This is a genomic window from Xanthomonas sp. NCPPB 3569, from assembly GCF_041475645.2.
Taxonomy (GTDB): domain Bacteria; phylum Pseudomonadota; class Gammaproteobacteria; order Xanthomonadales; family Xanthomonadaceae; genus Xanthomonas; species Xanthomonas phaseoli.
This window is the reverse complement of record NZ_CM192969.1, coordinates 1,592,745-1,607,158: the sequence shown is the minus strand read 5'-3', so window position 1 is coordinate 1,607,158 and position 14,414 is coordinate 1,592,745. Positions and strand designations below refer to the sequence as shown.

Genomic DNA, 14,414 nt, shown 5'->3' with positions numbered 1-14,414 from the left:
GCAAACGCCCGCGTTCGCCAGTTCCTCACGCCGTCGTGCTCGCTCAAGCATTAAAGGATTACGCGTTGGCAGCCGCTAGTTGTTCCAACGCGGCCTGCGACGGGGGGCTGCCAAGGCAAGCCTGAGACACCGCGCGAGGGGCGCGGACCGCATTGCCGATGCGTGGGAGACTGCAACGTCCATGGGGTTTGAGCACCGCCAATGGAGGTCGTCGCACCGGCGTGCACCGTTTGCCGTGGTGGTGCTGTTGGCGTTGCTGTCATTGGCCGACCTGGCCGGTGCGCAAAGCGCCAGCATCCGCCGCTATGCCCACGACCAGGGCCTGCTCGGGCTTGCCGGTACCTGCCTGCTGCAGACCCGCGCCACCTTGCTGTGGGTGTGCACCGAGAGCGGGCTGTATCGCTACAACGGGCGCATCTTCCAACAGGTTCCGCTGGATGGCCTGCGCAACGAGCCCACCACCTCGATCACCGAAACCGCCGATGGGCGGTTATGGGTGGCCGGCTTCCAGGCCTTGTTCGTCGGCGACGAGCGCGGCTTCCGCAAACTGCAGCCGGATGAAGCCGAGCACCTGGGGGACCAGATGCAACTGGCCAGCCTGCCCTGGGGCACGGTGCTGGCCAATGGCGGCACGCTGGAAATCCTGCAGGTCCGCGCCAACGATCGCTGGCACAGCGAACCATTGCTGGACACCGCAACCCGGGTCCGCGTTCCGGAGTTGTCCAAGTCGCTGAGCCTGTCGGTGGACGGCGACACGCTGTGGGTGGGCTGCGCGCGCAAGCTGTGCGCCATCGATGCGCAGCGCAAGGTGCAGGTGTTCGGGCCCGAACACGGGGTGCCGGACGACCGGTGGTACAGCGTGTTGCGTGACCACGATGGCGGGCTGTGGGTGCGCGGTGCGGGCACCCTGCTCTATCGCGCGCGCGGGACGACCGCCTTCAGTGTTCGCTCGCTGCCGCTGCTGGATGGCAGCACGGTCGGGCGGCCGGCATCGCTGGTGATGGACCGCGAAGGACGCGTGCTGGTGCGTCGTAACGACGGACTGGCGCGTTGGGAAAACGGCCACTGGCGCACTTTCGGCGCGGACAATGGGCTACCGCCCGGCAGCAGCGATGCGATCTTGGTGGATCGCGACGGCGATGTATGGATGACCGTCGACGGCGAAGGGCTGGTGCGCTGGGCCGGCTACGAATGGATCGAAAACTGGGACGCTTCGCAAGGCATGCCGGCCGCGCCGACCTGGTCGATCGCCCGCGACGCGCAAGGCGCGCTGCTGGTCGGCAACGAGCACGGCATCGGCCGCCAGGCCGACCCGGGCGAGCGCTTCGTCCCGGCCCTGCACAGCGCCGGGATCCAGGTCGTGGGCATGCAGCGCAGCGCAGACGGCACCCTGTGGACGCTGAATTCGGCCGGTTTCCTGCGCCGCACCTGGCCGGACGGGCACAGCGCGCAGATCGCCAAGCTGCCGCGCACTGCGCGTCGCCTGCTGATCGACCGCCAGGGCCGGCTGTGGATGCTCAGCGCCGGCGGCTTGTTCGTGATCGAACACCCGCTCGACGGCGGCAGCCTGCAGGAGGTGGCCGACGTGCCCGCCATCGCCTACACCGACATCCAGCAAACCGCCGACGGCACGCTGTGGGTTTCCAGCTCCAACGGCTTGTTCCGGCTGCGCGATGGGCGGTGGTCCAAGGTCAAGGTCAAGGTCAACGGCGGCACGCCGGAGCCATGGATCGCCAAGTTCCACATCAGCGACAGCGGTGAGGTATGGCTGGCGTTCTATCGCCCCGGCCTGTGGCACGGCATGTTGTTGCACGACGGCCTGGACCTGCAGGAAATCAGCGACGAGGCGCTGCGCGATGTCGGCGTGTACCTGCTGCGCGGTGATAGCGTCGGCCGGGTCTGGGTCGGCCATGCACGCGGCGTCGAGGTTTACGACGGCGAGCGCTGGGCGCATCTGTCGCAGTCGCAGGGGCTGATCTGGGATGACGTTTCCGAGGCTGCGTTTGCCGAAGATCCGGATGGTTCGGTGTGGATCGGCACCGCACGCGGCGTGAGCCACGTGAGCGACCCGGCGCGCCTGTTCGACGAACGCCAGCCCAGCGTGCGCATCGACAGCGTCAGCCGCGGCGGCATGCCGGTGCAGCGGGGGCAGCTGCTGGGCTGGAGCGACAAGCCCTTGCACATCGAGCTGTCGACGATGGAGGTCTACGACGACCCCAGCCGCCTGACGGTGCGTTATCGCCTGCTCGGCCTGCACGACCAGTGGATCCAGAGCGACAACCTGTCCATCGACCAGCCGCCGCTGCCCTCCGGGCATTTCCGTCTGCAGGTACAGGTGCTGGACCGCTACCGTCGCACCGCTTCGCCGATCGCCGACCTGCCCTTCGCGGTCGCGCCACTGTGGTGGCGCAGCCCGCCGGCGATTGCGCTGTATGTGTTGATCGGCGGCGGCCTGCTGATCGGCCTGTGGCGCTGGCGGCACCGCCATCTGGTGGCGCGCGAACGCATGCTGGCCGAATTGGTATCCGAGCGCACTTACCAACTGGAGCGCGAAAAACGCGAACTGGAAAACGCGCGTGCGGCGCTGGCCTTGAAGGCCAGCCACGACGCACTGACCGGCCTGCTCAATCGCTCCGGCATCCTGGAAGCGATGGCCGAAGAACTGCAGGGCTGCGCGCACGGCGAGCATCCGCTGGCGGTGGTGTTGATCGATCTGGACCACTTCAAACAGGTCAACGACGAACATGGGCATCTGGTCGGCGATGCGGTGCTGGCCAAGGTGGGCGCGCGGCTGACGGCCTGCCTGCGCGATTCGGACAAGGTGGGCCGCTACGGCGGCGAAGAATTGCTGCTGTTGCTGCCAGGCATGAGCCAACAGAGCCAGCACCGGCTGCGCGCCATCCACGAAGCGCTCAGTCTTGCTCCGTACGAGGTGGGTGCCGCACGCCCGCTGCAGGTGACCTGTTCGGTGGGCGTGTCCTGGTTCCGCGTCGGCGACACCGCCGCCTCGCTGCTGGCGCGTGCGGACGAAGCGCTGTATCGGGCCAAGCGCTCCGGCCGTAACCGCATCGAGCCGGAGGAACCGGAAAGTTCGGTGGCATGAGCCGCGCCGGCGGCCAGGCCATGCCGGCGCGCGCAGGAAGGAAGCGCACGCGTCTCGTTGGCAGGCCTCGGCGCGCCGGCAGTCGATGTGGGCGAACATGCCGTGATTGCGTACGCCGACTGCGTACGCGGGCGGCCGCAGGACCTTGAAGCGTGCCGTCTGTGGCGGCAACGCGGGGTTGATGGCATTGGCCGCTTCCCGCGCTCAAGAAGTCGCGCAAGGGGTCGCCAGGTCTTGGGCAACGCGTCTTTCGACGTGGGAACTGGATAGGTGGTCGGAACCTACAACCCTGGCATGGTGATGCTGTCGCTGGTAGTGGCCGTGCTGGCTTCCTACACCGCGCTGTATCTGGCTGCACGTACCACTGCCAGTCGCGGCGGCATCGCGGCCGCGTGGCTGGTGGGCGGCGCCATTGCCATGGGCATCGGCATCTGGTCCATGCACTTCGTCGGCATGCTGGCGTTCCGCCTGCCGATTCCGCTGGGCTACGACCTGGCGCTGACGTGTTATTCGATGCTGGCGGCGATCCTAACCTCGGCGCTGGCGCTCTGGCTGGCCTCGCGCACGGACCTGCCGTTGCTCCGGTTGGGCCTGGGTGCGCTGTTGATGGGGCTTGGCATCGCGCTGATGCATTACATGGGCATGGATGCACTGCGCATGGTGCCGGCCATTCGCTATGACCCGCTGCTGTTCGGGCTGTCGATCGCCATCGCCGTCGGCGCCTCTGCCGCCGCGTTGTGGATCGCGTTCCGGCTGCGCCACGATGGGCAGCGCTCCAGCCTGCGCCTGATCGCCGCCTCGATCATGGGCGTGGCGATCGTGGGCATGCACTACACCGGCATGGCCGCCGCCCAGTTCGCGCCCGGCAGCGTGTGCGGCGCGGTTGCCGAGATGCATCTGCCGTTGTCGTGGCTGACGGCGGTGGTGGTGCTGGTGACCTTGGTCCTGCTGATGCTGGCGCTGGTCATTTCGTTGCTGTCGCGCCGCTTTCAGCAGCGCACCGATGTGCTGGCGCAATCGCTGGCCAAGGCCAATGCCGAACTGGCACTGGCGACGCTGCACGACCCACTCACCCGGCTGCCCAACCGCATCCTGCTGCACGAGCATCTCGTGCAGAACATCGAGCGCGCCCAGCGCCAGGGGCAGCGCTTTGCGGTCTTGCTGATCAACCTGGACGGCTTCAAGGTGATCAACGACGGCTATGGTCATGTGTTGGGCGACCGCCTGCTGGTGGTGGTGGCCGAGCGTTTGAACGCGCACCAACGCGCGCATGGCAGCCTGGCGCGGCTGGGCGCAGACGAATTCGTGCTGGTGGCCGACATTGCCGACCCGGAAGACGCCGCTGCGCTGGCCGCGCATCTGGTGCAGGCGCTGGCGGTGCCGTTCCTGGTGGCCAACCACGAACTGCGCCTGAGCAGCAGCATCGGCATTGCGCTGTACCCGGAAGACGCCGGTAGCGAGCACCAGCTGCTGACGCATGCCGATGCGGCAATGACCCATGCCAAACATGCCGGCCGCAACCGCTACAGCTTTTTCGAACGCTCGATGACGGCCACCACCCGCGACCGCCTGCAGCTGCTGCAGGAACTGCCGCGCGCGCTGGAACTGGGGCAGTTCGTGCTGCATTACCAGCCCAAGTACTGCGCCGAGGACGGCCGCCCGATCGGCGCCGAAGCGCTGATCCGCTGGCAGCACCCGGAACGCGGCCTGGTGCCGCCGGACAGCTTCATTCCGCTGGCCGAACGCAGCGGCATGATCGGCCTGCTCGGCAGCTGGGTGCTGCGGCAGGCCTGCCGCCAGATGCGCGACTGGCGGCAGGCCGGGCACGGCGACTGGCGGGTGGCGGTCAACCTGTCGGCCCTCCAGCTGGCCTCGCCGAGCCTGCTGGACGAAGTGGCCACCACGCTGAGCGAATACGCGCTGGCCCCTGGCCAGCTCACCCTGGAAATCACCGAAACCATGGCCATGCGCGACGCCGAGGCCTGCCTGCGCACCCTGGGCCAGCTCAACGCGCTGGGCGTGCGCATCGCCATCGACGACTTCGGCACCGGTTATTCCAACCTGCTGTACCTGCGCAAGCTGCCGGCGCACGAGCTCAAGATCGACCGCAGCTTCGTCCAGGCCATGGACGGCAGCGCCGAAGACATCGCCATCGTGGCGGCCGTGGTGGCGCTGGCGCACACCATGCGCCTGCAAGTGGTGGCCGAAGGCGTGGAAACCCTCGCCCAGCGCAACACCCTGGAACGGCTGGGCTGCGACCAGCTGCAAGGCTATCTGCTGGGCCGCCCAATGGACGCCGAACGCTTCATCGCCACCGTGGTCGCCGAGCGCGACGGCCCACGCCGCCTGGCCAGCTGAGCAACACACGGCTCAGAACGCCCACCCAACCGCTCAACGCCCGCGGCCAAGCCGAGCACCAGGCCGAACTGCCGCGGAATCGCCCCAGCTCCGGCGCGGGCGGTCCAGCCCGCGGCCACGCTCTTCCGAATCCCGAATCCCGATTCCCGATTCCCGATTCCCGATTCCCGATTCCCGATTCCCGAATCCCGAATCCCGAATCCCGAATCCCGAATCCCAATTCCCAATTCCCGATTCCCGATTCCCGATTCCCGATTCCCGATTCCCGATTCCCGATTCCCGATTCCCGATTCCCGATTCCCGATTCCCGATTCCCGATTCCCGATTCCCGATTCCCGATTCCCGATTCCCGATTCCCGATTCCCGAACCTGGCACGCCGCTTGCAGAAGTCAGGCTAATCCCCCACCGGCACCTCCATGTCCGAGTCCGAAGACGGCGGCGAGCGTACAGAGCTTCCCACCGAAAAACGCCTGCGCGAGGCCCGTGAGCAGGGCAACATCCCGCAGTCGCGCGAGTTGTCGACCGCGGCGGTGTTCGGTGCCGGCGTGTTTGCGCTGATGGTGCTGGCCCGTGGCATCGGCGATGGCGCTGCGGTGTGGATGAAGACCGCGCTCAGCCCGGACCCGAAGATGCGCGAGAACCCGATGGCGCTGTTCGGCCATTTCGGCGATCTGCTGCTGCAGTTGCTGTGGGTGATGCTGCCGCTGATCGGCATCTGCCTGGCTGCCGGGCTGGCTGGCCCGCTGATGATGAGCGGCCTGCGCTTTTCCGGCAAAGCGATCATGCCCGACCTCAGCAAGCTCAACCCGGCCAACGGGATCAAGCGCATGTGGGGCAGCAACAGCCTGGCCGAGCTGATCAAGTCGGTGCTGCGCCTGCTGTTTGTCGGGCTGGCCGCCAGCTTCTGCATCTCCAAGGGCCTGCACGGCCTGCGCTCGCTGGTGAACCAGCCGCTGGAACAGGCCATCGGCAACGGGCTGGACTTCACCAAGAGCCTGCTGTTCTACACCGCCGGCGCCCTGGTGCTGCTGGCCGCCATCGACGCGCCGTACCAGAAGTGGAACTGGCTGCGGAAGCTGAAGATGACGCGCGAAGAGATCAAGCGCGAGATGAAGGAAAGCGAGGGCAGCCCGGAAGTGAAGGGCCGCATCCGCCAGATGCAGATGCAGATGTCGCAGCGCCAGATGATGGAAGCGGTGCCCAAGGCCGACGTGGTGCTGATGAATCCGACCCACTACGCGGTGGCGCTCAAGTACGAAGGCGGCAAGATGCGCGCCCCGATCGTGGTGGCGAAGGGGGTGGACGAAATGGCCTTCCGCATCCGCGAAGCCGGCGAGCAGCACCGGGTGGCGATCGTCACTGCGCCGCCTTTGGCACGCGCCTTGCATAGGGAAGCCCAAATCGGCAAGGAAATTCCCGTGAGACTTTATTCGGTCGTGGCCCAGGTGCTCTCCTACGTCTACCAGCTGCGAGGCTGGAACGGCGGCCCGATGCCGGAACTGCCGTCGCTTGAGGTGGATGAGTTCGGCAAGGGAGCCAGCGCATGAGCGCCCGCCCCGCCCCGATGAACGCCCGCCGCGTCATGGAGTTGCTGCGCAACGGCCTGGGCGCCCCGCTGGCGTTGATGGCCATGCTGGCCATGCTGATGGTGCCGCTGGCCGCACCGGTGCTGGATGCGCTGTTCACCTTCAACATCGCCATCTCGCTGATGGTGCTGCTGGCGGTGGTGTACGTGCAGCGCCCGCTGGAATTCACCATTTTCCCGATCGTGCTGTTGATGACCACGATGCTGCGGCTGGCGCTGAACGTCGCCTCCAGCCGCGTGATCCTGATCAACGGCCAGGACGGCCATGCCGCAGCCGGCAAGGTCATCGAGGCCTTCGGCCAGTTCGTGATCGGCGGCAACTACGCCGTGGGTATCGTGGTGTTCGCGATCCTGACCATCATCAACTTCGTGGTCATCACCAAGGGTGCCGGGCGCGTGTCGGAAGTGACCGCGCGCTTCATCCTGGACGCCATGCCCGGCAAGCAGATGGCCATCGACGCCGACCTCAACGCCGGTTTGCTGACGCGCGAGGAGGCCAAGGCCCGCCGCGAGGAAGTGCGCGAGGAAGCCGACTTCTACGGCGCGATGGACGGTGCCAACAAGTTCATCCGCGGCGACGCCATCGCCGCCATCCTGATCCTGTTCATCAACCTCATCGGCGGCATGGCGGTGGGCATGCTCCAGCACGGCATGAGCTTCATGGATGCCGCCTCCACGTACACCCTGCTGTCCATCGGCGACGGCCTGGTGGCGCAGCTGCCGGCCCTGCTGGTCTCTTCTTCGGTCGCCTTGCTGGTGACCCGCGCCTCGCGTGCACAGGACATGCGCGGGGCCATGGTCAGCCAGGTGTTCGGCCAGCACCGCGCCTTGGCGGTGGCTGCGGCCATCCTCGGCCTGGTCGGCCTGGTGCCGGGCATGCCGAACGTCGCGTTTTTGACGCTGGGCCTGATCCTGGGCGTGATCGCCTGGAAGCTATACAAGCGCAGCCTGGCAAAACCGGCCTCCGGCGATCCGGCGGCCGATCCGCAGGCGGCGGCCGCTGCGACCGCCGCACAGGCCAGCGCTGAACTGAGCTGGGACGAGCTGCGCCCGATCGACCCGCTGGGCCTGGAGGTGGGCTACCGGCTGATCCCGCTGGTGGACAAGAACCAGGGCGGCGAACTGATGGCGCGCATCAAGGGCGTGCGCCGCAAGCTCACCCAGGACATCGGGTTCCTGGTGCCGCCGGTGCATATCCGCGACAACCTGGAGCTATCGGCCAATGCCTACCGGCTGCTGGTGCATGGCGTGCCGGTGGCCACCGCAGAAATCTATTCCGACCGCGAACTGGCGCTGGACCCGGGCGGTGCGCTCGGCCAGCTCGACGGCATCCCCGGCAAGGACCCGGCATTCGGCCTGGATGCCACCTGGATCCAGCCGCACCAGCGCGCCTATGCCGAATCGATGGGCTACACCGTGGTCGACCCGGCGACCGTGGTCGCCACCCACCTGTCGCACCTGATCCGCGAACATGCCCCCGAACTGCTCGGTCACGAGGAGGTCCAGCAGTTGCTGGCGACCCTGGCCAAGACCGCGCCGAAGATGGTCGAAGACCTCACTCCGAAGGCGCTGCCGCTGTCGGTGGTGGTGCGCGTGCTGCAGAACCTGCTGATCGAGAAGATCCCGGTGCGGCAGCTGCGCAAGATCGTCGAGGCGCTGGTCGAACACGCTCCGCATAGCCAGGACCCGGCCACCCTCACCGCCGCGGTGCGTACCTCGCTGGGCCGCTTCATCGTGCAGGAAATCGCCGGCATGTCGGCCGAGCTGCCGGTGTTCACCCTGGCCCCGCAGCTGGAGCGCGTGCTGCAGGAATCCACCCACGGCAACGGCGTGGCGCTGGAACCCGGGCTGGCCGAACGCCTGCACCAAAGCCTGGCCGATTGCGTGGGCAAGCAGGAAGCCCGCAACGAACCGGCGGTGGTGCTGGTGCCCGGCCAGGTGCGCGCCGCACTGGCCCGCCTGGTGCGCCACAGCGTGCCCAGCCTGTCGGTGCTGGCCTATAGCGAAGTGCCGGAAGACAAGCGCCTGAAGCTGGTCGGCACGATCAGCTAAAGACTAGCGCCCCTCATCCGGCGCTGCGCGCCACCTTCTCCCGCCTGCGGGAGAAGGCAACGGGTTGCCAGCGCTGCAGCGGCGTTGCACCAACCCCTCCCTTCCCCCGCCTGCGGGGGACGGTGCCCGAAGGGCGGATGGGGGGCTGCCGTCTCGCGATGTTCCCGCAGGTGTGACTCTCACGGCACCAACCGCCTCATCCGGCGCTGCGCGCCACCTTCTCCCGCCCGCGCGAGAAGGCAACGGGTTGCCAGCGCTGCAGCGGCGTTGCACCAACCCTCCCATCCCCCGCCTGCGTGGGAAGGTGCCCGAAGGGCGGATGGGGGGCAGCCGTCTCGCGATGTTCCCGCAAGTGTGACTCTCACGGCACCAACCGCCTCATCCGGCGCTGCGCGCCACCTTCTCCCGCCTGCGGGAGAAGGCAACGGGTTGCCAGCGCTGCAGCGGCGTTGCACCGACCCCTCCCTTCCCCCGCCTGCGGGGGAAGGTGCCCGAAGGGCAGATGGGGGGCTGCCGTCTCGCGATGCTCCCGCAGGTGTGACTCTCACCGCACCAACCGCCCTCATCCGGCGCTGCGCGCCACCTTCTCCCGCCTGCGGGAGAAGGCAACGGGTTGCCAGCGCTGCAGCGGCGTTGCACCACCCCCTCCCTTCCCCGCCTGCGGGGGAAGGTGCCCAAAGGGCGGATGGGGGCAACAAGGGCAGCCGCCGCACGCGCAACCCTCCTGATCGAGCGCCAGAAATCCAGCACTGCGGTTTTGGCACACCGCATGCATTAGCTCTGGCGAGACCGCAGCCAGCACCACCGCTGCGGGGCGGATGGCAGGACTTGGAACACAAACGGGACAGGCAACTCATGACGCTGGCAACACACCCACATTCATCGCACACCCGTCCGGCGTCCGGCGGGTCCCGTTCCTGGAGGCACTTCGCATGAAAATCAAACGCTTTGTCGCCCCGGACATGCGCACCGCATTCCGCATGGTGCGTGAAGAACATGGCCCGGACGCGGTGATCCTGTCCAACCGTCGCACCGCCGAAGGCATCGAGATCGTCGCTGCCAGCAACTACGACGAAGAGCTCGTGCAGCGCGCCCTGGAAACCGCGCGCTCCGACACTCCGGCCTCCACCCAGCACCAGCAGGCTCCCGCCCAGCCGGCAGCCGCCCCGCAAGCCCCGGCCAAGCCCGCTGCTCCGGTGCACGCGTTGCTCAAGCCGTCTGCCGACGCCGAGGCAAGCCAGCGCCAGCGCGTCGCCAGCGCCGCCGACGACATGATTGCCGCCATGGCGCTGCGCCAGCCGGTCAGCGTGCCGCGCCAGGCGCCGGTCGCCGCCCCGGTGCGTACCGCCAGCATTCCTTCGCCCGCTGCCCAGGCACTCGCCCACGCGGTTGCCGTCACCGCCGCGCCGCGCCAGGAACACGCGCTGTCGGCCGTGCCGGAACAGCTGTTCGCCGACTTTTTGACCACTGCCCCGGTGCAGCGCCCGGCCGTGCAGGCCGCCCCGGTCCAGGCGCCGGCTCCGGTCATGGCGGCCACGGTTGCCGCTCCCGCCTACGCCGCCCAGGACCAGGACGACGACGCCTTCGCCGACGAAGCCGACTTCGATCTGGGCGACGCCCTGCCGCAGATCCTGCCGCCGGCCGCGCTGCCGCCGATCGCGGTCGCCCCGCCGGCCCTGGCCGCCGTGCCGGTTGCCGCCACGCCGGCGCCGCAGAACGACGAAGAACTCAAGCAGCTGCGCGGCGAACTGGCGCTGATGCGGCAGATGATCGAGCGCGAGATGAACCGCCTCACCGACGAGCGCCTGCGTGGCTCGCCGGTGCGCGCCCAGGCGCTGGAACTGATGGACGACTACGGTTTCGACGCCGGCCTGACCCGCGATATCGCCCTGCAGATCCCCGCCGATACCGAATTGCACCGTGGCCGCGGCCTGATGCTGGGCTTGCTGTCCAAGCGTCTGCCGGTGGCCCCGGTGGACCCGCTGGAACGCGGCGGCGTGATCGCCCTGGTCGGCCCGACCGGCGCCGGCAAGACCACCACCATCGCCAAGCTCGCCCAGCGCTTTGCCGCCCAGCACGCCCCGCGCGACGTGGCCCTGGTCACCACCGACACCCAGCGCGTGGGCGGCCGCGAGCAGCTGCACAGCTACGGCCGCCAGCTCGGCATCGCGGTGCACGAGGCCGACAGCGCCGAAAGCCTGCTGGAGCTGCTGGAGCGCCTGCGCGACTACAAGCTGGTGCTCATCGACACCGCCGGCATGGGCCAGCGCGACCGTGCCCTGGCCGCCCAGCTGAACTGGCTGCGCGCCGCCCAGCAGGTCACCTCGCTGCTGGTATTGCCTGCCAACGCCCATTTTTCCGACCTCGACGAGGTCGTACGCCGCTTCGCCCACGCCAAGCCCCAAGGCGTGGTGCTGACCAAACTCGACGAGACCGGCCGCTCCGGCAGCGCCTTGTCGGTGGTGGTCGACCACCAAATGCCCATCACCTGGGTGACTGACGGACAGCGGGTCCCCGACGACCTGCACCGCGCCAATGCCGCCAGTCTCGTTCTTCGCCTTGAAGATTTGCGGCGCGCTGCCGATAAGCCCTGTACTCCGGAGCACAACCATGCAGTCGCGTGAATACGCCAAGCTGACCAACGCCTTCCCCCTGTCGGCGACCCGTCCCGAGCCCTTGGGCCCGGTGCGCACCATTGCCGTGACCGGCGGCAAGGGTGGCGTGGGCAAGACCAACATCTCCGCCAACCTGGCCGTGGCGCTTGCCGACATGGGCAAACGCACCCTGCTGCTGGACGCCGACCTCGGCCTGGCCAACCTGGACGTGGTCTTGGGCCTGGCGCCCAAGTACACCCTGGCCGACCTGATCGCCGGCCGTTGCACGCTCGATGAAGTCATCATCGAAGGGCCCGGCGGCGTGCTGGTGGTGCCGGCCGCTTCCGGTCGCCGCCACATGGCCGAACTGGCCCCGGCCCAGCACATCGGCCTGGTCAACGTGTTCTCCGAACTGGAACGCGACCTGGACGTGATGGTCATCGACACCGCCGCCGGCATCACCGACAGCGTGCTGACCTTCTGCCAGGCCGCCCAGGACACCGTGGTGGTGGTCTGCGACGAGCCGGCCTCGATCACCGACGCCTACGCGCTGATCAAGGTGCTCTCGCGCGAACGCGGCGTGGACCGCCTGCAGATCATCGCCAACATGGTGCGCGACCCCAACGAAGGCCGCCTGCTGTACGACAAGCTCTCCCGCGTCTGCGAGAAGTTCCTCGGCGATGTCTCGCTGAACTATCTCGGCCATGTGCCGCAGGACGACTGGCTGCGCCTGTCGGTGCAGCGCCAGCAACCGGTCATCAAGGCCTACCCCGCCAGTCCGTCGGCGCAGGCCATCGCAGAAATCGCACGCCGTACCTCGCGCTGGCAGGCCCCGACCGTGCCGCGCGGCAACGTCGAGTTCTTTGTCGAACGCATCATCCAACGGGGAGTGGCCGCATGAGCACCGCTACCGCAACCACGGCCAGCGCGCAGTACCGCGCCGTGCAGCGCAACAACGCCAACGACGTGGTGACCCAGCACGCCGACCTGGTCCGCCGCATCGCCCACCATCTGGCGGCGCGCCTGCCGGCCAGCGTGGAAGTGGACGACCTGATCCAGGCCGGCATGATCGGCCTGATCGAAGCCTCGCGCAGCTACGATTCCGAACAGGGCGCGTCCTTCGAAACCTATGCCTCGATCCGTATCCGCGGCTCGATGATCGACGAGATTCGCAGGGGCGACTGGGTGCCGCGTTCGGTGCACCGCCGCGCCCGCGATGCCGCCGCCGCCGTGCGCAAGATCGAACAGAACACCGGCCGCGCCGCCGCCGCCACCGAAGTGGCCGCCGCCATGGAAATGCCGCTGCCCGATTACCTGCGCCTGATGGAAGATGCCGCACGTGGCCAGGTGCTGAGCCTGGAATCGCGCATCGAAGATCACGGCGAGCTGGACACCACCGCCAAGGGTGGCCCCAATCCGCAGCAAATGATGGAGCGTGGCGAATTCGGCCGCGAGCTGGGCAAGGCCATCGGCCAGTTGCCCGAGCGCGAGCAGCTGGTGCTGTCGTTGTATTACGAGCAGGAATTGAACCTGAAGGAAATCGGCGCCGTGCTCGGCGTCAGCGAATCGCGCGTGTGCCAGATCCACGGCCAGGCGGTGGTGCGTTTGCGTGGCCGCCTCAAAGTCTTCGAACTGGCCGATGCCGGCGTCGAAGTCGACGACTGAATTTTTCGCGTAATTTTTCGTGTTAGGAGCTTGATGTGAACAAGAACATGCGGATCCTGATCGTGGACGACTTCTCGACGATGCGACGTATCGTCAAGAACCTGTTGGGCGATCTCGGCTTCACCAATACCGCAGAGGCCGAAGACGGCAACAGCGCCCTGGCCGCGTTGCGTGCCGGCCCGTTCGATTTCGTGGTCACCGACTGGAACATGCCCGGCATGACCGGCATCGACCTGCTGCGCAACATCCGCGCCGACGCCAAGCTCAAGCACCTGCCGGTGATGATGGTGACCGCCGAAGCCAAGCGCGAGCAGATCATCGAAGCGGCCCAGTGCGGCGTGAACGGCTACATCATCAAGCCGTTCACCGCCCAGACGCTGGAAGAAAAGCTGGGCAAGGTGTTCGAACGTCTGGCGGCGACCGCCTGATGAACGCGACCGTGGAAACCGATGCCGAACGTGCCGCCTTGATCGAGCGCCTGCAGAACGCACTCGATGCACTGGAAAGCGGTGACCAGGTCGCCTGGCGTCGCGAGGTGGATCACCTCGCCGCCCTGCGCACGCGCCCGATGATGCAGAGCCTGAGCCGGCTCGCCCGCGAACTCGGCCAGGCACTGGGCGAACTGCCCACCGTGCCCGAAGAAGCCGGCGAGCTGGACGATGCCTGCTCGCGCCTGGACCATGTGGTGGAGATGACCGAGAAGGCCAGCCACCGCACATTGGATCTGGTCGAAGAATGCCGCGAGCTGGCCAACCAGCTGCGCAGCGGCGGGCTCAATCAGGACCAGGGCGCGCTGCTGGAAAAGATGCGCCATAACCTGACCGAACTGTCGCTGGCGCAGAGCTATCAGGATTTGAGCGGCCAGATCATCCGGCGCGTGGCCGGCATCGTGCGGCGTGTGCATGAAGGCTTCGGTGCGCTCGGCTTGCCGCCGAAGAATCCCGAGCCGAAGAAAGACGACGGCGGTCTTGCCGGTCCTGCAATCAAGGGCCTGGACCGTCATGCGGTGTCGCAAGACGACGCCGACGACCTGCTGTCCGGATTGGGGCTGTAACC

At 67.7% G+C, this 14,414-nt stretch carries 9 protein-coding genes; all 9 read left to right on the top strand.

What is annotated here, in order from left to right; genetic code table 11:
- Positions 1–181: 181 nt before the first annotated feature.
- Entirely contained in the window at positions 182–3,103 is a 2,922-nt protein-coding gene (locus ACCQ03_RS06845; RefSeq protein ID WP_209227012.1) for a ligand-binding sensor domain-containing diguanylate cyclase, read from the top strand.
- Between the two features lie 270 nt (positions 3,104–3,373).
- Positions 3,374–5,461, top strand: a complete 2,088-nt coding sequence (locus ACCQ03_RS06840) for a putative bifunctional diguanylate cyclase/phosphodiesterase (RefSeq protein ID WP_209227004.1) — start codon at positions 3,374–3,376, stop codon at positions 5,459–5,461.
- A 417-nt stretch (positions 5,462–5,878) separates the two neighbouring features.
- Positions 5,879–7,009, top strand: a complete 1,131-nt coding sequence (gene flhB, locus ACCQ03_RS06835; protein ID WP_057680079.1) for a flagellar biosynthesis protein FlhB — start codon at positions 5,879–5,881, stop codon at positions 7,007–7,009.
- Between the two features lie 17 nt (positions 7,010–7,026).
- A complete protein-coding gene (gene flhA / locus ACCQ03_RS06830; protein ID WP_017154938.1) occupies positions 7,027–9,099 on the top strand; it encodes a flagellar biosynthesis protein FlhA in 2,073 nt (690 codons plus the stop codon).
- A gap of 932 nt (positions 9,100–10,031) precedes the next feature.
- Positions 10,032–11,723 (top strand): flagellar biosynthesis GTPase FlhF, encoded by a 1,692-nt coding sequence (flhF, locus tag ACCQ03_RS06825; RefSeq protein WP_209227002.1) that lies wholly within the window; start codon positions 10,032–10,034, stop codon positions 11,721–11,723.
- On the top strand, positions 11,710–12,594 hold the full coding sequence (locus ACCQ03_RS06820) for a MinD/ParA family protein (protein ID WP_005918202.1): 885 nt from the start codon (positions 11,710–11,712) through the stop codon (positions 12,592–12,594). The genes flhF and ACCQ03_RS06820 overlap by 14 nt, the downstream gene beginning before the upstream one ends.
- On the top strand, positions 12,591–13,358 hold the full coding sequence (locus ACCQ03_RS06815; protein ID WP_008576048.1) for an RNA polymerase sigma factor FliA: 768 nt from the start codon (positions 12,591–12,593) through the stop codon (positions 13,356–13,358). Before ACCQ03_RS06820 ends, ACCQ03_RS06815 begins: the two co-directional genes overlap by 4 nt.
- A gap of 35 nt (positions 13,359–13,393) precedes the next feature.
- Positions 13,394–13,786, top strand: a complete 393-nt coding sequence (gene cheY, locus ACCQ03_RS06810; protein ID WP_002813536.1) for a chemotaxis response regulator CheY — start codon at positions 13,394–13,396, stop codon at positions 13,784–13,786.
- Positions 13,786–14,412 (top strand): protein phosphatase CheZ, encoded by a 627-nt coding sequence (locus ACCQ03_RS06805; RefSeq protein ID WP_017154802.1) that lies wholly within the window; start codon positions 13,786–13,788, stop codon positions 14,410–14,412. Before cheY ends, ACCQ03_RS06805 begins: the two co-directional genes overlap by 1 nt.
- The last annotated feature ends 2 nt before the right edge of the window (positions 14,413–14,414 follow it).

Coding starts and splice junctions, on each gene's coding strand:
- ACCQ03_RS06820 (WP_005918202.1), top strand. CDS start 11,710: ATGCAGTCGCGTGAATACGCCAAGCTGACCAACGCCTTCCCCCTGTCG.
- ACCQ03_RS06815 (WP_008576048.1), top strand. CDS start 12,591: ATGAGCACCGCTACCGCAACCACGGCCAGCGCGCAGTACCGCGCCGTG.
- flhA (WP_017154938.1), top strand. CDS start 7,027: ATGAACGCCCGCCGCGTCATGGAGTTGCTGCGCAACGGCCTGGGCGCC.
- flhB (WP_057680079.1), top strand. CDS start 5,879: ATGTCCGAGTCCGAAGACGGCGGCGAGCGTACAGAGCTTCCCACCGAA.
- flhF (WP_209227002.1), top strand. CDS start 10,032: ATGAAAATCAAACGCTTTGTCGCCCCGGACATGCGCACCGCATTCCGC.
- ACCQ03_RS06845 (WP_209227012.1), top strand. CDS start 182: ATGGGGTTTGAGCACCGCCAATGGAGGTCGTCGCACCGGCGTGCACCG.
- ACCQ03_RS06805 (WP_017154802.1), top strand. CDS start 13,786: ATGAACGCGACCGTGGAAACCGATGCCGAACGTGCCGCCTTGATCGAG.